The sequence below is a fragment of the Pseudomonas sp. RW3S2 genome, from assembly GCF_014268955.1.
GTDB classification, from domain to species: domain Bacteria; phylum Pseudomonadota; class Gammaproteobacteria; order Pseudomonadales; family Pseudomonadaceae; genus Aquipseudomonas; species Aquipseudomonas wayambapalatensis.
The window spans coordinates 155,624-175,439 of record NZ_JABWRM010000006.1 but is presented as its reverse complement, the minus strand read 5'-3'; the positions used below and the strand labels follow the sequence as shown (position 1 = coordinate 175,439).

Annotated in this window: 19 protein-coding genes; 13 read left to right on the top strand and 6 right to left on the bottom strand. The window is 64.3% G+C overall.

The window, feature by feature from the left end; genetic code table 11:
- The first annotated feature begins 78 nt into the window (after nucleotides 1-78).
- Together HU748_RS11015 and HU748_RS11010 are read left to right on the top strand one after the other, a co-directional pair.
- The gene (locus tag HU748_RS11015; RefSeq protein WP_186669290.1) at nucleotides 79-852 is read left to right on the top strand and encodes an alpha/beta hydrolase; all 774 of its coding nucleotides are present in this window, start codon (nucleotides 79-81) and stop codon (nucleotides 850-852) included.
- A gap of 198 nt (nucleotides 853-1,050) precedes the next feature.
- The gene (locus tag HU748_RS11010; RefSeq protein WP_186720338.1) at nucleotides 1,051-1,347 is read left to right on the top strand and encodes a hypothetical protein; all 297 of its coding nucleotides are present in this window, start codon (nucleotides 1,051-1,053) and stop codon (nucleotides 1,345-1,347) included.
- 210 nt (nucleotides 1,348-1,557) lie between these two features.
- Here the strand turns inward: HU748_RS11010 and hrpB are convergent, their stop codons facing one another.
- Nucleotides 1,558-4,092: an ATP-dependent helicase HrpB gene (gene hrpB, locus HU748_RS11005; RefSeq protein WP_186720337.1), complete on the bottom strand. Its 2,535-nt coding sequence runs from the start codon at nucleotides 4,090-4,092 to the stop codon at nucleotides 1,558-1,560.
- A gap of 121 nt (nucleotides 4,093-4,213) precedes the next feature.
- Between hrpB and HU748_RS11000 the strand changes: the two genes are divergently transcribed.
- Both HU748_RS11000 and HU748_RS10995 read left to right on the top strand, forming a co-directional pair.
- Nucleotides 4,214-4,633, top strand: a complete 420-nt coding sequence (locus HU748_RS11000; protein ID WP_186669286.1) for a polyribonucleotide nucleotidyltransferase — start codon at nucleotides 4,214-4,216, stop codon at nucleotides 4,631-4,633.
- A 25-nt stretch (nucleotides 4,634-4,658) separates the two neighbouring features.
- Entirely contained in the window at nucleotides 4,659-5,528 is an 870-nt protein-coding gene (locus tag HU748_RS10995; protein ID WP_186669284.1) for a cation diffusion facilitator family transporter, read from the top strand.
- Between the two features lie 43 nt (nucleotides 5,529-5,571).
- Here the strand turns inward: HU748_RS10995 and HU748_RS10990 are convergent, their stop codons facing one another.
- Nucleotides 5,572-6,411: a DUF6515 family protein gene (locus HU748_RS10990; protein WP_186669282.1), complete on the bottom strand. Its 840-nt coding sequence runs from the start codon at nucleotides 6,409-6,411 to the stop codon at nucleotides 5,572-5,574.
- 404 nt (nucleotides 6,412-6,815) lie between these two features.
- On the opposite strand from HU748_RS10990, the gene HU748_RS10985 reads away from it, so the two are divergent.
- Both HU748_RS10985 and HU748_RS10980 read left to right on the top strand, forming a co-directional pair.
- A complete protein-coding gene (locus HU748_RS10985; RefSeq protein WP_016712159.1) occupies nucleotides 6,816-7,292 on the top strand; it encodes an Lrp/AsnC family transcriptional regulator in 477 nt (158 codons plus the stop codon).
- 53 nt (nucleotides 7,293-7,345) lie between these two features.
- Nucleotides 7,346-7,549, top strand: coding sequence for a DUF2788 domain-containing protein (locus tag HU748_RS10980; protein ID WP_186720336.1), 204 nt, complete (start codon nucleotides 7,346-7,348; stop codon nucleotides 7,547-7,549).
- A 7-nt stretch (nucleotides 7,550-7,556) separates the two neighbouring features.
- Here HU748_RS10980 and HU748_RS10975 read toward each other — a convergent pair whose 3' ends face one another.
- From HU748_RS10975 to HU748_RS10960, 4 genes are all read right to left on the bottom strand, one after another.
- A complete protein-coding gene (locus tag HU748_RS10975; RefSeq protein WP_238343329.1) occupies nucleotides 7,557-8,186 on the bottom strand; it encodes a pseudouridine synthase in 630 nt (209 codons plus the stop codon).
- Between the two features lie 6 nt (nucleotides 8,187-8,192).
- Nucleotides 8,193-9,695 carry an AMP nucleosidase gene (gene amn / locus HU748_RS10970; protein WP_186669281.1) on the bottom strand — a complete coding sequence of 501 codons (1,503 nt, stop codon included), beginning with the start codon at nucleotides 9,693-9,695 and terminating at the stop codon, nucleotides 8,193-8,195.
- Between the two features lie 135 nt (nucleotides 9,696-9,830).
- Nucleotides 9,831-11,474, bottom strand: a complete 1,644-nt coding sequence (locus tag HU748_RS10965) for an acyl-CoA dehydrogenase family protein (protein WP_186720335.1) — start codon at nucleotides 11,472-11,474, stop codon at nucleotides 9,831-9,833.
- Between the two features lie 95 nt (nucleotides 11,475-11,569).
- Complete coding sequence (locus tag HU748_RS10960; RefSeq protein WP_186720334.1) at nucleotides 11,570-13,561, bottom strand: hybrid sensor histidine kinase/response regulator; 1,992 nt, start codon at nucleotides 13,559-13,561, stop codon at nucleotides 11,570-11,572.
- A 264-nt stretch (nucleotides 13,562-13,825) separates the two neighbouring features.
- Here HU748_RS10960 and HU748_RS10955 point away from each other — a divergent pair, with 264 nt between their 5' ends.
- The 7 genes from HU748_RS10955 to HU748_RS10925 all read left to right on the top strand — a co-directional run bounded on the left by HU748_RS10955 (nucleotide 13,826) and on the right by HU748_RS10925 (nucleotide 19,810).
- A complete protein-coding gene (locus HU748_RS10955) occupies nucleotides 13,826-14,623 on the top strand; it encodes a hydroxymethylpyrimidine/phosphomethylpyrimidine kinase (protein WP_186669278.1) in 798 nt (265 codons plus the stop codon).
- Nucleotides 14,624-14,637: 14 nt separating this feature from the next.
- Complete coding sequence (thiE, locus tag HU748_RS10950; protein WP_186669277.1) at nucleotides 14,638-15,261, top strand: thiamine phosphate synthase; 624 nt, start codon at nucleotides 14,638-14,640, stop codon at nucleotides 15,259-15,261.
- A gap of 17 nt (nucleotides 15,262-15,278) precedes the next feature.
- The gene (gene hemL / locus HU748_RS10945) at nucleotides 15,279-16,562 is read left to right on the top strand and encodes a glutamate-1-semialdehyde 2,1-aminomutase (protein ID WP_186720333.1); all 1,284 of its coding nucleotides are present in this window, start codon (nucleotides 15,279-15,281) and stop codon (nucleotides 16,560-16,562) included.
- A 231-nt stretch (nucleotides 16,563-16,793) separates the two neighbouring features.
- Entirely contained in the window at nucleotides 16,794-17,345 is a 552-nt protein-coding gene (locus HU748_RS10940) for a tetratricopeptide repeat protein (RefSeq protein WP_186669275.1), read from the top strand.
- Between the two features lie 131 nt (nucleotides 17,346-17,476).
- A complete protein-coding gene (locus HU748_RS10935; protein ID WP_112897246.1) occupies nucleotides 17,477-18,475 on the top strand; it encodes a PhoH family protein in 999 nt (332 codons plus the stop codon).
- Nucleotides 18,468-18,941 carry an rRNA maturation RNase YbeY gene (gene ybeY / locus HU748_RS10930; protein WP_186669273.1) on the top strand — a complete coding sequence of 158 codons (474 nt, stop codon included), beginning with the start codon at nucleotides 18,468-18,470 and terminating at the stop codon, nucleotides 18,939-18,941. The genes HU748_RS10935 and ybeY overlap by 8 nt, the downstream gene beginning before the upstream one ends.
- Nucleotides 18,942-18,970: 29 nt before the next feature.
- Entirely contained in the window at nucleotides 18,971-19,810 is an 840-nt protein-coding gene (locus HU748_RS10925) for an HlyC/CorC family transporter (RefSeq protein WP_186669271.1), read from the top strand.
- The last annotated feature ends 6 nt before the right edge of the window (nucleotides 19,811-19,816 follow it).

Here is a 19,816-nt window from a genome sequence, read left to right as displayed (position 1 = left end):
GAGGCTCGGTCATTCGACCGATACCCGTACAGGCACATCCTGCCGAGAATACAGCCATCACTCACAGGAGACCACGCCATGTTCCAATTCAAAAAGCTTGCCACCGCAATCGCAATGACTGCCTCGATCTTCACCCTGGGCAGCAGCTTCGCCGACACCGCCAAACCGTCGGTGGTCATCGTCCACGGCGCCTTTGCCGACGGCTCGGACTGGGCCAAGGTCGTACCGCTGCTGCAGGCCCATGGCGTCAAGGTCACCGTGGTGCAGAACCCGCTGACCTCGCTGGCCGAGGACGTCGCCGCCACCCGGCGCGTGCTGAACAACCAGCAAGGGGACGTGGTCCTGGTCGGCCACTCCTGGGGCGGCACGGTGATCAGCCAGGCGGGTACCGACGCCAACGTTCGCGGGCTGGTCTATGTGGCAGCATTCGCACCCGATGCCGGCCAGGCCAGCAAGGACCTGGCCCAGGGTTACCCGACCCCACCCGGCATCAGCCAGATCGCGGCCGACAGCAACGGCTACCTGTACCTGACGCCTCAAGGCATGGCTACCGACTTCGCCCAGGACCTGCCCAAGGCCCAGACTGACATCATGACCGCCACCCAAGGCCCGATCCGCGCCTCGGCCTTCGAGGAGCGCACCAGCGCCGCAGCCTGGAGCACCAAGCCGTCCTGGTACGTGGTGGCCGGTCAGGACCGCATGATCGATCCAGGCCTGCAACGCGACTTCGCCAAGAAGCTGGGGGCACAGACCACCGAACTGCAGACCAGCCACGTGCCGCAGCAGTCGCAACCGGCCGAAGTGGCCAAGGTGATCCTGCAGGCCGTGGACAAGGTTGCCAGCAGTCAGTGACCTGCGCGACATGCTTCGCCCTTGCAGGAACGCTTTCACGCTGCTGCCATCGATGAAGCAACTGCAGAGTAGAGGGTGTGTATCCGTTCCGGACACGCCCCCAACTCTGCAGGAGATTAGAGACCAATGATCAATTAAGAAATCAAGGCAGTTCTTGCCGCCCCCACCATCGAAGACTCCAACGCCAGAATCTACCTGTTGCAAAACGAAGAAAAGGTGCCGTTACGCTTCAGTCGCCCCAACGAACACCTTGCTTGGGGTGTGTTCAACGAAGCGAACTGGCTTCAAGCGGGCGGCATGGGTGAATCACCCTTGTTTTCGATGAAGTTCCTTTCCAAAACGCCCGACCGCCTCTGGTTCAAGCTGATGGCCACAGGTTACAGCGACAACCCTGGACACCTGGGCTTCAGCAAAAATGGTTATCTGGGACTTTATGACTACAACAGCACAACCTATCCCTGGAAGATCGAGCTACTGGATTGGGCAGACGGCTAAATGCGCTGCCATCTTAGATGGCCATCGTGGCATTCGCGTAGGCGTCTGTAGCGAACATACGGAAATCGAGGGGCACAAGATGCACTATCTGAGTATTCAAGATACCCAACCTGCCGAGTTCGTGATCCATAAGGTGGATGTGCCGGGTTCAGTTGAAGGCACGTCCTGGCTACACGTGTATTGAAACGCCTCAACGCACCGTCGCCTAACTCAAGTACCCCTTGGTTTGGCGCGGGCAGTGGCTTGCGCGACCAACGGGTCATCTGGCCAGAAATGCTTGGGGTACCTGCCCTTCAAATCCTTCTTCACCTCGAGGTAGGTCGAGCGCCAGAAGTTGGCCAGGTCCTGGGTCACCTGGACCGGGCGCCGGGCTGGGGACAGCAGGTGCAGCTTGAGCACCTGCCTGCCGTTGGCAATGCGTGGCGTGTCGGCCTGCCCGAACAACTCCTGAAGTCGAACGGCAAGCACGGGTGGGCGCTCGCTGTAGTCGATACGAATACTGGATCCTGAGGGCACCGCCATCGTCTGGGGTGCCTGGACATCCAGTTGCTGCGGCAGCGGCCAGGGCAGGAGATTGCGCAGGATCGAAGACAGATCGAGCAGGGCGAAATGGCTGAGCCGGGCGACCTTGCCGACATAGGGGCCCAACCATTCGTCCAATGATTGCAGCAACGTCTCATCCCGCAGGTCGGGCCATTGGCCGACGACACCCGCCTCCTCATCCAGTACCCGCAACAGCTCCACACGCGCCTGCCACTGACGAAGGTCAGGCGTCCAGGGCAGAAGCTCCAGACCTTTGCGTCGAACATAGTCAAGCAGCGCCTGCACGCGCGCCTCATCGCTCAGAGAGGCCAGGGGCGTGCGCGACAGCACGAGCTCGCCAACCTTGGTTTGTCGCTCGGCGCGCAGGGCGCCCTCTCGCTCATCCCAGTCAAGCTCGTCCACCGTGCGGACCTGCTCTTTCAGGACGGTGTCGAACAGCGCCGCGTCCAGGTCGGCGGCCAGATAGATCCGCTCCTCCCGCTGGCCCTGTCGGCTGCCCAGGTCCGCGATGACCAGCCAGGTATGCTTCATCAAGGCGTCCGGCTCGGTGAACATCGCTGCCCGGCCATTGGCCAGGCGATATTCGGCCCCGCCATCACGTCGCTGCTGGGCGACACGGTCGGGATAGGCCAGCGCGAGCAGGCAGCCCACCCAACGTGGATGATGAGGATCGGCGACGGCTTGCGACACAGGGCCACGCAGGTAGGATCGATACTGCCTGGAAAGTTGCCTGGCGCGCTGGGCGCCCCCCTGCTCACCGCGCTGGGCACGTTGCTCACCGCTGAGAATGGCCAGCCGGCTGTGCAGGTCAGCGCCCGCGCCACGCTGTATATCCCGCTCTCCCAGCAGGGCCGCGATAGTGCACGTGGTTTCGGCCAGCCCCAGCTCGTGACCTCGCAGTAGAAGATGGGCGATTCGAGGATGGCTCGGTAGCTCGGCCATCGCCTGCCCGTGCCGGGTCAGTTGCCCGTCCGCCTGGAGCGCGCCAAGGCGGCGCAGCAAGTCGTTGGCCTGTGCGTACGCAGCCGCAGGGGGGGCATCGAGCCACGCCAGCTCATTCGGCTGGACACCCCACTTGGCCAGCTGCAGCGCCAGCCCGGTCAGGTCCGCCTGCTGGATTTCGGCGGTGGCGAAGCCTGCCATCTGATCGTGCTGCGCTTCGGACCACAAGCGATAGCAAACGCCGGTCTCCAGCCGTCCGGCACGCCCTGCCCGCTGGGTAGCGCTGGCCCTGGAGATCCGCTGGGTATCCAGACGAGTCATGCCGCTACGTGGATCGAAGCGCGGAACACGCTCAAGCCCGGCATCGATGACCACCCGCACGCCATCGATGGTGACGCTGGTCTCGGCAATGTTGGTGGCCAGCACCACTTTGCGCATGCCCGGTGGCGCAGGGTCGATCGCGGCCCGTTGCTGGTTCAGGTCGAGCTCTCCATGCAACGGGCAAAGCAAGGTATTGCGCTTCAGGGACGGGGAGGCATCGAGGCTGTCCTGAAGCCCTGTCAGGACGCGACGGATTTCAGCCTGGCCCGGCAGGAACACCAGCAGACTTCCCGATTGCTCGGCCAGCGCATCGAGACAGGTGCTGATCACTCGCGGCTCGATGTACTCGCCGGCTTGCTGCGGCTTGCCCCAGATCGTCGTGACCGGGAACATCCGCCCCTCGCTGGTGATGATCGGAGCGTCTTCCAGAAGGCGCGACAGCCTTTCTCCTTCGAGAGTCGCCGACATGAGCAGCACTTTTAGCGCCGTATCGTCCCGGAACAGTTCACGACCATTGAGCGTGAGCGCCAAGGCAAGGTCAGCATCGAGGTTTCTCAGGTGGAATTCATCGAAGATCACCAACCCCACGCCCTCCAACGCCGGATCGGCCTGCAGGCGGCGGGTGAGAATGCCTTCGGTAACCACTTCGATGCGGGTATCCGGCCCGACCTTGCTATCCAGCCGGATGCGATAGCCGACCGTCTCACCGACCTTTTCCCCCAACTCGCTGGCCATGCGCTCGGCGGCAGCGCGGGCCGCGAGACGACGCGGCTCGAGCATGACGATGCGCTGCCCGGCCAGCCATGGCTCGTCGAGCAGGGCCAGTGGCACGCGGGTGGTCTTGCCCGCGCCAGGCGGCGCCTCGAGCACAGCTTCGTGGCGTTGGCCCAAGGCTTGGCGCAGGGCGGGCAAGACAGCATCGATCGGTAAAGAATTCATGGTGGTCCTCAAACGAACGAGCGAGTATAACGGCGAACCGAGGCCGCTTCGTCATGGTCTGAGCATCAGGTGCAGGCGTTTTTTGCCCGACCTCCTGCAGTCATCTTTTCCGGAGATTCAAATGCGCATCCATTCCCGCGTCATCGGCGGCGCCCTCATCGCCGCCCTGCTGACCCAGCTGACGGCCTGCGGCACCCTTTTCTATCCCGATCGCCGTGGCCAGATCGAAGGCAAGATCGACCCGGTGGTCGCCGCCATGGACGCGATCGGCATCCTCTTCTACGTCATCCCTGGCCTGATCGCCTTCGGCGTCGACTTCGCCACGGGCGCCATCTACTACCCTGGCGGCAAGACCGCCCAGGTCGACCCGGCCAAGCTCAAGCCTGCGGTCGGTACCGATGGCAAGATCGACAACCTCAAGCTGCAGGCTATTCTCGAAAGCGAACTGGGCCAGCGCCTGCCGCTGAACGATCCACGGCTGATCCAGCATCGTGGCAGCGTTGAGCAACTGGCCGCCTTCGGCCTGGTCCCGGCCGCCTGACCGACCCCGGAACGACACGCCACGCATGACTGCCACCGCCGAACATCTACGCCTGCTGCGCCTGGCCACCCGTGCTTCGCTGACGGTGGCTGGCATTCTCGTACTGGCCAAGGCCGTGGCCTGGTGGCTGAGCGGCTCGGTGAGCCTGCTCGCAGGCCTGACCGATTCGGCGCTCGACGCCGTCGCCTCCTTCCTCAACTTGCTGGCAGTGCATTACGCCCTGCGCCCGGCCGACGACGATCACCGCTTCGGCCACGGCAAGGCCGAGGCCCTGGCCGGCATGGCCCAAGCGCTTTTCATTGCGGTCAGTGCGGTATTGATCGGATTCCAGGCGGTGGAGCGCCTGCAGACGCCGCAGCCGCTGGGCGACACGGGCGCGGGCATTGCGGTGATGCTGCTGTCGCTGGTGTTGACCGTGGCGCTGCTGGCATTCCAGCGCAAGGTCATCCGCATCACCGGCTCCACTGCGGTACGTGCCGACTCGCTGCATTACCGCTCCGACCTGCTGCTCAACGGCAGCATCCTGCTCGCCCTGCTGCTGGCCGGCTTTGGCTGGCCACAACTGGATGCCCTGTTCGGCTTGGGGATTGCGCTGTACATCCTCTGGAGCGCCCTGCAGATTGCCCGTGAGAGCACCTCGATCCTGATGGACCAGGAGCTGCCCGCCGACATCGGCGCACGCATGCAGGAACTGGCCCTGGCCATTCCCGGCGTCAAGGGCGTGCACGACCTGCGTACCCGGGTGTCAGGCAGCCATTGGTTCGTCCAGTTGCACCTGGAACTGCCCGGCGCACTGCCGCTGCATGACGCCCATGCCCTGTGCGTGAAGGCGTCGGAAGCGATCCGCCAGCGTTATCCGCGCGCGGATGTCATGGTCCACGCCGACCCTGTCTAGCGGCAGGAGCAGATTTGCTCTGCTCCCCAAGCCGCGCGCCCCCTCAGTTGACGCTGTACCCCCGACCACTCAGGCAAGCGGCCAGCGAACGGCGGTAGCCGTTGGCCACATTGGCCGGTGGCGCATAGGTGGCCGTGGCCGGATCGAACCCGGACTGGCTGACGGCCCAGCGATGGCACTGGTAGCGATCCTGCTCCTGCTGCTCGGGGCCCTGTCCGTTCGCCGGGTAGGCGACCACGTCATAACCATTGTCCGGTTGGGGCTGGGGTTGCGGTGCATATGCAGGGGCGGACGGATTGACCACCACGTACTCCTGGCTGTCGGGCTGATACTGGTAGTAGGTATCGGCCACCAGGAAGTACAGCAATCCGCTCAACCACACTTCCTGGGCATAGGGAGGCAGGTAGTTGACCCGCACGCCGTAGGGCGGGCGCACCACGATGTAGCCGCCACTGTGCGGGCGGTACCAGTAGCCGCCTGAATAGAAATAGTCCTGCCCGCGGTAAGGCACTTTCCAGTAACGGTCCGGGAAACGGTCGGTGGTGTAGCCAGGGCGGTATTGCGGCCCCGGTCCCCAGCCGTTGCCATGGCCGTCAGGCCGGCCCCGCCAATCACCGCCAGGGCGCTGGCCCGGGCCGCCGGCTTCCCAGTGGCGGTTGTCGCCGTTGCGACGCGGAATATCCTGATAGTAGCCCTGGCGCGGAGGTTGGGTCTGGCGCACTTCGTCACGGGAGTTGAGCGGCGAACTGCCCTGGCCTGGGCCATTGGACTCCTGCTGGCCACCCCAGCCACGTCCGTCGTCCGGCCCCTGGGCCAGCGCCCCGAGGCTGATGCCCATGCCCAGCAACCCAACACCCGCCCACTGCCAGATGCGTGACCTCATGCTCGTCCTCTCGATAACCACAGCGCTTGATGGCAGCAGTCTAACCTGAGGCGGGGGCAGGCAGATGAAATCCCCCAGGTACACGGGCAATAAAAAAGGGAGGCCGTTGGGCCTCCCTTTGGGAATTGTCGTCCGTGCTCGACGCTTGTGGCGTCGGCTCACCTCACAGTGTCTTCTGGACGCTGTGCAGCCCGGGGGCCAGGTGATCCGGTTGGATGGCTGGCCGCGACCGCCCGCCTAGGGCTCGTCGCCGTGGACTTGAGTCCGGGCAGTGATTCTGTTGATAAAGATAGAGGAATGGGTGCGACAGAGGATTGCGAAGATTGCTCTGATAAATAGCACTTGCGCAATTTTTCACTCAGGATCGATAATTCGCCGCAATCCGAACAGAAAAGGCCTTCTTGATGAGCAAGCTCGACCGCTATGACCTGAGCATTCTTGCCGAATTGCAGCGCGATGCACGTATCTCCAACCAGGAACTGGCCGAACGCATCGGCCTGTCCCCCTCGCCCTGCTCACGGCGGGTCAAGCAGCTCGAAGACGACGGCTATATCTCGCGCCAGGTGGCCCTGCTGGACCGCAAGAAGCTCGGCCTGAGCCTCACCGCCTACGTGCTGATCGGCATGGACCGCCACACCCCCGAACGTTTCGAAACCTTCGAAGCCGCCATCCGCAACCTGCCCCAGGTGCTCGAGTGCAGCCTGGTAACCGGGATGGACGCCGACTACCAGCTCAAGGTGGTGGTACCGGACATGGACCACTATCAGAAATTACTACTAGGCAGCCTGACCCGCATCGAAGGCGTCACCAGCGTGCGCTCGAGCTTCGTGCTCAACCAGGTACTGGCCAGTACCGAGATGCCATTGACCCACCTCCGTTGAACCCTGCCAGGCCCGGCGTATGATCGGGCCTTCAAACCGCCTGGAGCTTGAAGATGGATCCTGCCGCATTCGAAGAATGGATGATGATCATCCTGGTCACCGTGCTGATCGGGTTCATGGGCTTCATCGTCTGGGACCTGGCGAAAAAATCCAAGGCCGGGCGCTTCGGCACGCTGATCCTGTTCTTCGTGCTGGGGCTTGGGGTGCTGGCCTTCATCATCAAGAGCGTGGTGGTGGGGTTTCTCGAAGGGGTGTAGCGCAGCCCTACAGCCGTGCCGGCACCTCGCGCCAGCAGCCCTGCTCCAGTCCATCGAGGGTCCAGCTACCGATCCTGACCCGCACCAGACGCAGGGTCGGCAACCCCACTGCCGCCGTCATACGCCGCACCTGGCGGTTGCGCCCTTCGCGGATCACCAGCTCCAACCACTGCGTGGGAATGCTCTTGCGAAAGCGTACCGGTGGGTTGCGCGGCCACAGTGCAGGCTCATCGAGCAGGCGCGCCTCGGCTGGCAAGGTCTTGCCATCGTTGAGTTCGACGCCCTCACGCAATTGCCGCAACTGCTCCTCGCTCGGATCCCCCTCCACCTGTACCCAATAGGTCTTGGGCAATTTGTGCTTCGGGTCGGCGATGCGCGCCTGCAAACCGCCGTCATTGGTCAGCAGCAACAGGCCCTCGCTGTCGCGGTCCAGACGCCCGGCGGGGTAGATACCCGGGATATCGATGAAGTCCTTGAGCGTGGCGCGCCCCTGGTCGTCGCTGAACTGGGTCAGTACATCGAAGGGTTTGTTGAACAGAATCAGGCGCGGCTCGGCCGGCGGCGCCTTGGGCGGGCGACGCGGACCGACAGGACGCGCCGCCGGGCGGCGCGGTTTGGAGCGGGGTGGCAGGGGCATGGATCCTCAGCGGAACGGCGGCTCATCGAAGCTGCGCAGTTTACGCGAGTGCAGCGAGTTGAGCTCGGTGCGCAGCAGGTCGAGGGCAGCGATGCCGATCTTCAGGTGCTGGCTGACCGCACGGTTGTAGAAGGCGTTCGCCGAGCCCGGCAGCTTGATCTCGCTGTGCAGCGGCTTGTCGGAAACGCACAGCAGGGTGCCGTAGGGCACTCGCAGGCGATAACCCTGTGCGGCGATGGTGCCGCTCTCCATGTCTACCGCCACGGCGCGCGACAGGTTGATCAGCGGGCGCTCCTGGGCCCAGCGCAGCTCCCAGTTGCGGTCGTCGTAGGTGAGCACGGTGCCGGTACGCAGGCGCTTCTTCAGTTGCTCGCCGCGCTCGCCGGTCACCTGCGCCGCCGCTTCCTGCAGCGCCAACTGCACCTCGGCCAGGGCCGGGATCGGGATGTTCGGCGGCACCACGCGATCGAGGATGCCGTCGCGACGCATGTAGGCGTGAGCCAGCACGTAGTCGCCGATGGTCTGCGACTGACGCAGGCCGCCACAGTGGCCGATCATCAGCCAGCAGTGCGGCCGCAGCACGGCCAGGTGGTCGGTGATGTTCTTGGCGTTGGACGGGCCGACACCGATGTTGACCAGGGTAATGCCATCGCCGTCGGCGGCGATCAGATGGTAGGCCGGCATCTGGTAGCGGTGCCAGACCACGCCAGCCACCAGGGCCTGGGCCTCGCCGTTATCCATGCCCTTCTCGATCACGACATTGCCCGGCAGCACCATGCGCACGAAACGCGGGTCCTGGCGCAACTGCTCGAGGCCGTGGGCGATGAACTGGTCGACATAACGGTGGTAGTTGGTCAGCAGGATCCACGGCTGCATGTGGCGCCAGTCACTGCCGGTGTAATGCACCAGGCGGCGCAGCGAGAAGTCCACACGGGCGGCGTCGAACAGCGCCAGCGGCAGCGTGTCGGCGCTTTCCCAGTCGTACAGGCCATCGGCAATGTTGTCGGTGGCGGCAGACAGGTCGGTGCTGGGGAACACCCGCGCCAGCTGCGCGGCGGTGATGCCGCTGCCGGCCAGTTCGTCGCCCTGGTCGACCACGTAGGGATACGGGATGTTCTGCTCGCTGACACCTACTTCCACCGTCACGGTGTAGTCGTTCATCAGCGGGCGTAGCTGCTCCAGCAAATAACCGCGGAAGGCGGCCGGCTGGGTAACGGTGACGCTGTAGGTCCCGGCGACCTGCACCTTGGCATAGGCACGCGTGGTAGCGGCGACTTCGCCCTGGCTGAAGTAGGTGAGGCGTAACGCCGGATAGCGGAACTGGGCGCGCTGGCCTTCGTCCGGTTCGGTGCGGTCCTTGAGGTAACGCTTGAGGGCCTGGCTGAGGGCCCCGGTGGCCTGTTCATGCAGGGCCGCCAGACGATCGACGGCCTGTTCGGGGGTATCAACGACTACAAACGCTTGGCTCACGCTGGGCTTCCTGTCTTCGAGGGCATGCAGGGTTTCCATCTTGCCTGCCTTCGGCGCTAAAAACATCCCCGGTGGTCTCTTCGTGGGTAAACCCACTCCCACACGTTCACCGCTGGTTTCAAATACAGCGCAATACCTGTGGGAGCGGGTTTACCCGCGAAGGGGCCAACGCGATCAAAGCGGCGTGGCCCGCGCCACCAGGGCCTGGGCATCGACGCCACGCGGCAACGCGCCATACACCCGACCGCCAGTGCCCAGGCGACTGCCGATAAACGCATCGCTCACTGCGGCGTTGCCCGCCTCGAACAGCAGCTTGGCCTGAATCGCCACGGCGATGTCCTCGGTCAACTGCCGCGCCCGGTACTGGATGTCGCTGGTGTCGGCAAAGGCGCCCTTGAGATTGCCGATGTGCGCGGCCAGCCGAGGATCGCCATGGCCATCCCCCAGCTCGACGAACAGGGCGTCGAGCACCCCCGGCTCCTTGGACAGCGCGCGCAGCACGTCAAGGCACTGCACATTGCCCGAGCCCTCCCAGGTGGAGTTGACCGGCGCCTCGCGGTACAGCCGCGGGAGGATGCTGTCCTCTACATAACCCGCGCCGCCCATGCATTCAGCGGCTTCGTTGATCATCGCCGGGGCACGTTTGCAGATCCAGTACTTGCCCACCGCCGTGACCAGCCGCGCGAAATGCGCCTGCTGCGGATCGTCGAGCTGATCTAGCGCCTGGCCCATGCGCAGGCTCAGGGCAAGCGCTGCTTCGCTTTCCAGGGCCAGGTCGGCGAGCACGTTCTGCATCAGGGGCTGCTCGCTGAGCAGCTTGCCGCCGACCTTGCGGTGCGCGCAGTGATGGGTGGCCTGGGTCAGGGCCTGACGCATCAAGGCACTGGAGCCGACCATGCAGTCGAAGCGGGTCATGGCCACCATCTCGATGATGGTCGGCACGCCGCGGCCCTCCTCGCCAATCATCCAGGCCAGGGCACCCCGGAACTCGACCTCGCTGGAGGCGTTCGATGCGTTGCCCAGTTTGTTCTTCAAGCGCTGGATGTAGAACTGGTTGCGCTGGTCGTCCGGTCGATGACGCGGCAGCAGGAAGCAACTCAAGCCTTTTTCGGTCTGCGCCAAGGTCAGGAAGGCATCGCACATCGGCGCCGAACAGAACCACTTGTGTCCCACCAGCTCGTAGGCCTGCCCCGGCCCGGGCGTGCCGACCGGATAAGCACGGGTGGTGTTGGCACGCACGTCGGTGCCGCCCTGCTTCTCGGTCATGGCCATGCCGATGGTCACCCCGGCCTTGTGCCGGTCACCGATGTTGCGTGGGTCGTATTCACGCGCCAGCACCTTGGGCAGCCAGTATTCGGCCAGCTCCGGCTGCAGGCGCAATGCCGGTACGGCGGCAAAGGTCATGGTCAAGGGGCAGCCTGTGCCGGCCTCGGCCTGGCTGTGCAGGTAGGTCATCGAGGCCCGGGCCACATGGGCACCGGCGCGCGGCTCGGACCAGGGCAGCGAGGGCAGGCCATGCTCGACCGCAGTACGCATCAGCTCGTGGTAGGCCGGATGGAAGGTCACCAGGTCGATGCGATGCCCATAGCGGTCGTGGCTGCTGAATTCGGGCTTGTGGGCATTGGCCAGGAACCCTGCTGCCATCAGCGGCCCACCCGCCAATGCACCATAGGCATCGATCCGTGCCTCGGCCCACCCTGCACCGAAACGCTTGGACCACTCCTGCAGCGGTACATCGAGGCGGTACAGGTTGGCACCGTCGAGCGGCGGCGGTTGGTTGGTGACTTCGTGGGTTTCGGCGTACTGGTGCAGGTTCATGGCGGCTCCTGGATCCGAAGTGGCCTGGAAGGTCCAGTGAAGCACTCATTACCCTTGAGTCAAAGTGGCAAAAGCGCCGATTCTGGCGACCCGACCTACAGCGTCCGAGGTCCGGAAGCGATCTGCCCGGCAGGGACCTGCACCTGGGCCACGGCCACCGTCATCACCAGTTCGAAGCGACTGCCCAGGCCACGCGTCGACTCATGGGACAGGCGCGCGCCGATGAGCTCGCCCAACTGACGACAGATCGACAAACCGATCCCCAGGCCGCCATAGCGCCGGGTCATGGAGCCATCGACCTGGAAGAAACGCTGGTACAGGATGGCCTGGTCCAGGTCGTCGAAGCCGATGCCGCTGTCGCTGACCGTCACACTCAACGCCAGGCTGTCGGGCCCGATCAAGCGGCCACGAACCTGGATCATCACACCGCCCTGATGGGTGAATTTCAGCCCGTTGTCCACCAGGCAGGCCAGGCAGCGGGCAAGTTTCTGCGCATCGCACACCAGGCTGTCGGGCAGGTCCGCAGGCACGTCCAGACTCAGGTACAAGCCCTTGCCCAGTGCCTGCCCGGCATACCCTGCCCGCAGCTCCTGCAACAGTCGCCGAAGGCTGAACGGTGCGCCGTGGGCGCGCAGACGGCCCGCCTGGAGTTCGGTGAGGATCAGGATGTCGTCGACCATCGCCATCATGTCCTGTGCCGAGCCCACGGCCGTGCGGTGGTATTGCGCCTGCTCGGCGCCCATGGGCAGGGTCTGCATCAGTTCCAGCGAACCGATCACGCCGTTCATCGGTGTGCGCAACTCGTGGGTGACGGTGGCGAGGAATTCATCCTTGAGCCGATTGCTGCGCGCCAGTTGCTGATTGAGCTGCTCCAGTTTTCGGCCGCTGTCACGCAGCGCCCGCGACTGCTCTTCGCGCAGGCTGTTGATGCGATCGGCCAGGGCCAGCGACAGCAACGCCACCTCCAGTGCCGCGCCGAGCTGGCTGGCGTACATGGTCAGGAACACATTGGGCAGGTAACCCAGCACCATTAGCGTGTTGACCAACCCGCCGAGCAGAAACGCCGTCCAGGCGATGACGAACCAGCGCGCAACGCGCACGCCGCGCCGCCAGGCCATCACACCGACAGCGAACACAGTCACCGTGAAGGCCAGCGCCAGCGCCGTGGCCATGCGCAGCGCCACGCCATAGGACAGGCTGACGGCCAGCAGCATCACCAGCACACCCCCGGCCATCAACAGCAACAACAACCGATCGAACCCCGGGCTGAGGCGACGCACCTGCAGGAAGTGGCGGGTGAACTGGCAACCGAACAGGCCGGCCGCACCGATGAACAACGGCGTGGCGGCGTTGGTCCACCAGGGGTTTTCAGGCCAGAAGTAAGCGACCCCGGCACCGTTGACCGAGATCTGATACAGCCCGAACGCACCTATATAAAGGATGTAGTAGAGATAGCTGACATCGCGCACGCTCAGATAGATGAACAGGTTGTAGACCAGCATCACCAGCAGTACGCCGTAGATCATGCCCAGTATGTAGAAGCGCCCCGGCTGCGACTCGATGTAGGCCTCGGCCGACCAGAGGGTCAGCGGCGCCTGCACCGATCCCTGGCTGTGCAGGCGCAGGTAGACCGTGGTGGTCTGCTCGCGGGGCAACGGCAGTTCGAACAGGTAGTTGTTCTGCTGGATCTGCCGACTGGCGTAGGGTAAAGCGTCGCCAGTGCTTTGCGCCAGGCGCCACTTGCCCTCGCCGTCAGGCAGATAGAGCTCCAGATGATCCAGCGGCGGGTACGCCAGTTCTAGCAACCATTGGCGGGGCGCCGCTGCCGGCAGACCGACAGGGCGCAGGTCGAGCTTCAGCCAGAACACCGACGTCGAATAACCGGCATTGAGCACGTCGTGGGTATGCGTACGAAAGCGCGATGCGAACGCTGGCGCGCTGACCTGGTCGATGCTGGTGCTGCCATCCACGTCTTCGTAGACCTGCATCAGCTTGCCCAAGGGGAGTTGCCGGGTAGCATCGTCGAAATCGACCGCTCCGGCGAGCAGGGGCAGGCAGCCCAAGAGCACAATCAGCAAATAGCGCATACAGCCCCAGCATGGTCTGCGCGGTTGTGTCGTGATTGCCTCCCATCCCTTTGAGACGACGAAACCCGGCAGCGCCGTTAATCGAGTTATCCGAGCACTCTAGCATAGCCTTCGGAGCCGTCCAGCAGCCACTGCCAATTTCAAAGAAAGCCCTCTAGAACGGACATTTCAGGCAACGCCAAACGTACAACCTGACCATCTGGTCAGCAAAATTGCCGCACTCGCCGATTCGCGCAAAGGGGTTTGGTGGTAAGCTCGCCGACCATGAATACCTACAGCTCCCGCCCCGTTGTCCTCTGTCTCTCCGGCCACGACCCCAGTGGCGGTGCCGGCCTGCAGGCAGATATCGAAGCCCTGATCGCCCAAGGCTGTCACGCCGCCCCTGCCGTGACCGCCCTGACCGTTCAGGATACCGTCAACGTTTCCGACTTCCGCGTACTCGACCGCGAGTGGGTGCTGGCCCAGGCCAATGCCGTGCTGGCCGACTCCACCGTGGCAGCGGTGAAGCTGGGCATGCTCGGCTCGATCGAGATGGTCGACACCGTCGCCGAACTCCTCGCCGCGCATCCGCACCTGCCGCTGGTCTGCGACCCGGTGCTGCGTGCCGGTGGTGGCGGCCGCCTGGGCAAGGACGAGGTCGGCTACGCCCTGCGCGAGCGTCTGCTGCCGCGGGCTACCATCGCCACGCCCAACCTGCCCGAGGCACGCATCCTTGCCGAACTGCCGAACGGCAGTGCCGACGAATGCGCAGAGAAACTTCTGCCGTTCTGCGAGCATCTTCTGATTACCGGCGGCCATGGCGACGAGGTGGAAATCCACAACCGCCTGTACAGCCGCAGCGGCCAGCAACACACCTGGACCTGCCAGCGCCTGCCCGGCAGCTACCATGGTTCAGGCTGCACGCTGGCCAGCGCCCTGGCCGGCCGGCTGGCGCTGGGCGAGCAGCTCGAAAGCGCCGTGCGCAGTGCCCTGGACTACACCTGGCGCACGCTGCGCGACGCCGAGCAACTGGGCAAGGGCCAGTACGTGCCACGCCGCCTGCCCCTGGACTTCTGCTCCTGATACGAGGCCATCACATGAAGCTACGCGGCCTGTACGCGATCACCGACAGCCAGCTGCTCGCCGGCCGTTTCCTCTCCCATGTCGAGGCAGCGCTCGAAGGCGGTGTCTGCCTGCTGCAGTACCGCGACAAGGGTGACGATGCGGCGCGACGCCTGCGCGAGGCCGAGGCGCTGATGCAACTCTGCGAGCGCTACGGCACCCAGTTGATCATCAACGATGACGCCGAGCTGGCCGCGCGCCTGGGCGTCGGCGTGCACCTGGGGCAGACCGACGGCCCACTCACGCCGGCCCGCGCCCTGCTCGGGCGCAAAGCCATCATTGGCTCAACCTGCCATGCCAGCCTCGACCTGGCCGCACAGGCCGCCAGCGAAGGCGCAAGCTACGTGGCCTTCGGCCGCTTCTTCAATTCCCTGACCAAGCCCGGCGCCCCGGCCGCCAACCTCGACCTGATCGAGCAGGCCCGCGCCCAGGTCAAGCTGCCGATCGCGGTGATCGGTGGCATCACCCTCGACAACGCCGCCCCGCTGGTCGCCCATGGCGCCGACCTGCTGGCGGTGATCCACGGCCTGTTCGGTGCCGACAGCGCGCAGGAAGTCACCCGCCGCGCCCGCGCCTTCAACGCCCTGTTCGCTTCCTGATTTCGAGAGAAGATCCCATGTCCCGTTCCGAAACCCTGTTCGCCCAAGCCCAGAAGCACATCCCCGGCGGCGTCAACTCGCCCGTGCGCGCCTTCAAGAGCGTCGGCGGCACACCGCTGTTCTTCAAGCATGCCGAAGGCGCCTATGTGGTCGATGAAGACGACAAGCGCTACGTCGACTATGTCGGCTCCTGGGGGCCGATGATCCTCGGCCACGGCCATCCGGACGTGCTGGACGCGGTGCGCCGCCAACTGGAGCACGGCCTGTCGTACGGCGCACCGACCGCCATGGAAACCGAGATGGCCGACCTGGTCTGCTCGATCGTGCCGTCGATGGAGATGGTGCGCATGGTCAGCTCGGGCACCGAAGCCACCATGAGCGCCATTCGCCTGGCCCGTGGCTACACGGGTCGCGACGCGATCATCAAGTTCGAAGGCTGCTACCACGGCCACTCCGACAGCCTGCTGGTCAAGGCCGGTTCCGGTCTGCTCACCCAGGGCGTACCGAGCTCGGCGGGCGTGCCGGCCGACTTCGCCAAGCACACCCTGACCCTGCCGTTCAACGACATCGCAGCCGTCGAGAAGACCCTCGCCGATGTTGGTCAGACAGTGGCCTGCATCATCGTCGAGCCGGTGGCCGGCAACATGAACTGCGTACCGCCGGCGCCCGGCTTCCTCGAAGGCCTGCGCAGACTGTGCGACAAGCACGGTGTGGTGCTGATCTTCGATGAAGTGATGACCGGTTTCCGCGTATCGCTGGGCGGCGCCCAGGGCTACTACGGCATCACCCCGGACCTGTCGACCTTCGGCAAGATCGTCGGCGGCGGCATGCCGGTCGGCTGCTTCGGCGGCAAGCGCGAGATCATGGGCTGCATCGCCCCGCTCGGCCCGGTCTACCAGGCCGGCACCCTGTCGGGCAACCCGCTGGCCATGGCCGCCGGCCTGACCACCCTCAAGCTGATCAGCCGCCCGGGCTTCCACGACGAACTGAGCGCCTTCACCAGCCGTATGCTCGACGGCCTGCAGCAGCGCGCCGATGCAGCCGGCGTACCGTTCGTCACCACCCAGGCGGGCGCGATGTTCGGCTTGTATTTCACCGGCGCCGACGACATCGTCACCTTCGACGATGTGATGGCCAGCGACGCGGAGCGCTTCAAGCGTTTCTTCCACCTGATGCTCGAGGGCGGTGTGTACCTGGCACCGAGTGCGTTCGAAGCGGGCTTCACCTCCATCGCCCATGGCGAGAAAGAGCTGAAGATCACCCTGGATGCGGCCGAGCAGGCATTTGCCAAGCTGAAGTGACCAGCTGATGGCCTCATCGCGGGACAAGCCCACCCCCACTGCTACCGTCTGTGCGGGCAGGGTTGTACCCCGATGAGGCTGCTTCAGAGCAAAACGTGAGCCCCATCACAAGTCGCACAAATACCCCTCGATGCAGAATTTCGAGTAAAACTTTGTAAGGTTGGCGCTGCTTATCCCATAATGTGCCACCAGAGACATTGGCCGCAGCTTTGCAGAGGTAAGTCGATCCCCATGAACCGCACCGGCCGCGCCCTCATCCTGGGCTGCCTGTTGCTTCTTCAGCCCCTGCTGGCCCTGGCGGAGGGCGGTAACTCGTTGCTGATTCCAGCGACGGGCCGCTGCACTCTCAACGCCCAGCCGCAAGACCTGGAGAACGCACTGAAAGCCTGCGCGCAAATTGCGGAATCCGGCGATGCCCAGGCGCAGTACGAACTGGGCGAGTTCTACTACACCGGCAACCAGGCCCCCAAGGACCTGAACAAGGCACTGAACTGGTTTGAAAAAGCCTCGCTGCAGGGCCACGCCCAGGCCCAGTACCGTCTGGGCGGCATGTTCTTCCACGGCGAAGGGGTCAAGGCCAACAACGTCCAGGCCTACATCCTGCTGAAGATCGCTGCGGTCAACGGCGCCGAAGACGCCCTGGACATGGCCGACGAAGTCACCGAGCAGATGCCCCGCGACGAACTCGAGCATGCCACGCAAGTGCTCGGACAGATCTTCCGCAAGTACCTGCTGGAGCTGCAAAGCGCCGAAGGGCGCACGCCGTTCTCGCCGCTGCCCTGATCCGATCACCCAACCGTCAAATTTTGCTGGCAGACTGTCAGCCTTGCCCTTGATCGTTTCAGATCTTTCGCCACTGTCGCTCAAGGGTTATTCTTGAGTTCATATCTTTCGTCGAGCGCCTTGAACCGACCTTGAACGCACCCATACAACCCCATCGCTTCACCCTCGAACCTTTCGAGGCCCACCGTTTCGCCAACTTGTGTGGCCAGTTCGACGAGCACCTGCGCCTGATCGAACAACGCCTGGCCATCGAGATCCGCAACCGCGGCAATCAGTTCGAACTGATCGGCGAACCCAAGACCACCTCCGCTGCCGAACAGCTGCTGCGCCGTCTCTACCGCGAGACCAAGGCCACCGACCTGTCGCCGGAAACGGTCCACCTCTATCTCCAGGAGTCGGCGGTCGAGAACATCGACAACCCCGCCGTCAACGAAGTCAGCGTCTCGCTGCGCACGCGCAAGGGCAACATCCGCCCGCGCGGGGTCAACCAGCAGCGCTACGTCAAGGAAATCCTGGCCAACGACATCAACTTCGGCATCGGCCCGGCCGGCACCGGCAAGACGTACCTGGCCGTGGCCTGTGCCGTCGATGCGCTGGAGCGCGAACAGGTGCGCCGCATCCTGCTGGTGCGCCCGGCGGTCGAAGCTGGCGAGAAGCTCGGCTTCCTGCCCGGTGACCTGGCCCAGAAGATCGACCCCTACCTGCGCCCGCTGTACGACGCACTCTACGAGATGCTCGGTTTCGAGCACGTGGCCAAGCTGATCGAGCGCCAGGTAATCGAGATCGCCCCGCTGGCCTACATGCGCGGCCGCACGCTGAACAACAGCTTCATCATTCTCGATGAAAGCCAGAACACTACCCTCGAGCAGATGAAGATGTTCCTCACCCGCATCGGCTTCGGCTCGACCGCGGTGATCACCGGCGACATCACCCAGGTCGACCTGCCTCGCGGCACCAAGTCGGGCCTGGCCCACGTGATCGAAGTACTCAGGGACGTCCCGGGCATCAGCTTCACCCACTTCCAGCCCAAGGACGTGGTACGCCATCCGCTGGTGCAGCGCATCGTCGAAGCCTACGATCGCTTCGAAGCCCGTCAGGCCAAGCCCGAGGCGCCCGCCAAAGATGCTTGAACTCGATCTGCAACGGGCCACCGACAGTCCCGCCCCGGACGACGCGGCATTCCGCCGCTGGTGCGAACTGGCATTGCGCCAGCGCAGCGCCGACTCGGAAATGACCATCCGCCTGGTCGACGAGGCCGAGGGCCGCGAGCTGAACAACACCTACCGGCACAAGGACTACGCGACCAACGTGTTGTCCTTCCCTGCTGACGTGCCCGACGATCTGCTGGATATTCCGCTGCTGGGCGACCTGGTCATCTGCGTGCCGGTGGTCGAGCGCGAAGCCAACGAACAAGGCAAGGCGCTGGAAGCACACTGGGCGCACCTGGTCATTCACGGCTGCCTGCACCTGCTGGGCTACGACCACATCGACGACGATGAGGCCGAGGAAATGGAAGCCCTGGAACGCGAATTGCTGGCCGAACTGGGTCACCCCGACCCGTACGCCGATGACGACACCGATTCAATCAACCCTTGATCACTGCAAAGGAACACGAGTAAACCGCCATGAGCGAAGATCGATCGAGCAACGGGCAGAAGTCCTGGCTGGGTAAACTGACCCAGGCTTTTGCCCATGAGCCGAAAAACCGCCAGGAGCTCCTCGAGCTGCTGCGCGAAGCCCATCAGAACAAGCTGCTCGACAGCGAAGCTTTGACCATCGTCGAAGGTGCCATCCAGGTCGCTGACCTGCAGGTGCGCGACATCATGGTCCCGCGCTCGCAGATGATCAGCATCAAGGCCAGCCAGTCGCCACGCGAATTCCTGCCGGCGGTGATCGACGCCGCGCACTCGCGCTACCCGGTGATCGGTGAAAGCCATGACGATGTGCTCGGGATCCTGCTGGCCAAGGACCTGCTGCCGCTGATCCTCAAGGAGAACGGCGACAGCTTCAACATCAAGGACTTGCTGCGCCCGGCCACCTTCGTGCCAGAGTCCAAGCGCCTGAATGTGCTGTTGCGCGAGTTCCGCGCCAACCACAATCACATGGCCGTCGTCATCGACGAATACGGCGGCGTCGCGGGCCTGGTGACCATCGAGGACGTGCTCGAGCAGATCGTCGGCGACATCGAAGACGAGCACGACGTCGAGGAAGACAGCTATATCAAGCCACTGCCCAGCGGCGACTTCCTGGTAAAAGCGCTGACACCGATCGAGAACTTCAACGAGTTCTTCGACAGCGAGTTCTCCGACGATGAGTTCGACACTGTCGGCGGCCTGGTCATGAGCGCCTTTGGCCACCTGCCCAAGCGCAACGAGACCACCGAAATCGGCGCCTATCGCTTCCGCATTCTCAATGCCGACAGCCGCCGGATACACCTGCTGCGCCTGACCCCGATCACTCGCTAAGGACGA

What these genes read in the sequence shown, in the direction of transcription:
- HU748_RS11015 (WP_186669290.1), top strand. Translation starts at nt 79, where the DNA reads ATGTTCCAATTCAAAAAGCTTGCCACCGCAATCGCAATGACTGCCTCG.
- hrpB (WP_186720337.1), bottom strand. Translation starts at nt 4,092, where the DNA reads ATGAATTCTTTACCGATCGATGCTGTCTTGCCCGCCCTGCGCCAAGCC.
- HU748_RS11000 (WP_186669286.1), top strand. Translation starts at nt 4,214, where the DNA reads ATGCGCATCCATTCCCGCGTCATCGGCGGCGCCCTCATCGCCGCCCTG.
- HU748_RS10995 (WP_186669284.1), top strand. Translation starts at nt 4,659, where the DNA reads ATGACTGCCACCGCCGAACATCTACGCCTGCTGCGCCTGGCCACCCGT.
- HU748_RS10990 (WP_186669282.1), bottom strand. Translation starts at nt 6,411, where the DNA reads ATGAGGTCACGCATCTGGCAGTGGGCGGGTGTTGGGTTGCTGGGCATG.
- HU748_RS10985 (WP_016712159.1), top strand. Translation starts at nt 6,816, where the DNA reads ATGAGCAAGCTCGACCGCTATGACCTGAGCATTCTTGCCGAATTGCAG.
- HU748_RS10980 (WP_186720336.1), top strand. Translation starts at nt 7,346, where the DNA reads ATGGATCCTGCCGCATTCGAAGAATGGATGATGATCATCCTGGTCACC.
- HU748_RS10975 (WP_238343329.1), bottom strand. Translation starts at nt 8,186, where the DNA reads ATGCCCCTGCCACCCCGCTCCAAACCGCGCCGCCCGGCGGCGCGTCCT.
- amn (WP_186669281.1), bottom strand. Translation starts at nt 9,695, where the DNA reads ATGGAAACCCTGCATGCCCTCGAAGACAGGAAGCCCAGCGTGAGCCAA.
- HU748_RS10965 (WP_186720335.1), bottom strand. Translation starts at nt 11,474, where the DNA reads ATGAACCTGCACCAGTACGCCGAAACCCACGAAGTCACCAACCAACCG.
- HU748_RS10960 (WP_186720334.1), bottom strand. Translation starts at nt 13,561, where the DNA reads ATGCGCTATTTGCTGATTGTGCTCTTGGGCTGCCTGCCCCTGCTCGCC.
- HU748_RS10955 (WP_186669278.1), top strand. Translation starts at nt 13,826, where the DNA reads ATGAATACCTACAGCTCCCGCCCCGTTGTCCTCTGTCTCTCCGGCCAC.
- thiE (WP_186669277.1), top strand. Translation starts at nt 14,638, where the DNA reads ATGAAGCTACGCGGCCTGTACGCGATCACCGACAGCCAGCTGCTCGCC.
- hemL (WP_186720333.1), top strand. Translation starts at nt 15,279, where the DNA reads ATGTCCCGTTCCGAAACCCTGTTCGCCCAAGCCCAGAAGCACATCCCC.
- HU748_RS10940 (WP_186669275.1), top strand. Translation starts at nt 16,794, where the DNA reads ATGAACCGCACCGGCCGCGCCCTCATCCTGGGCTGCCTGTTGCTTCTT.
- ybeY (WP_186669273.1), top strand. Translation starts at nt 18,468, where the DNA reads ATGCTTGAACTCGATCTGCAACGGGCCACCGACAGTCCCGCCCCGGAC.
- HU748_RS10925 (WP_186669271.1), top strand. Translation starts at nt 18,971, where the DNA reads ATGAGCGAAGATCGATCGAGCAACGGGCAGAAGTCCTGGCTGGGTAAA.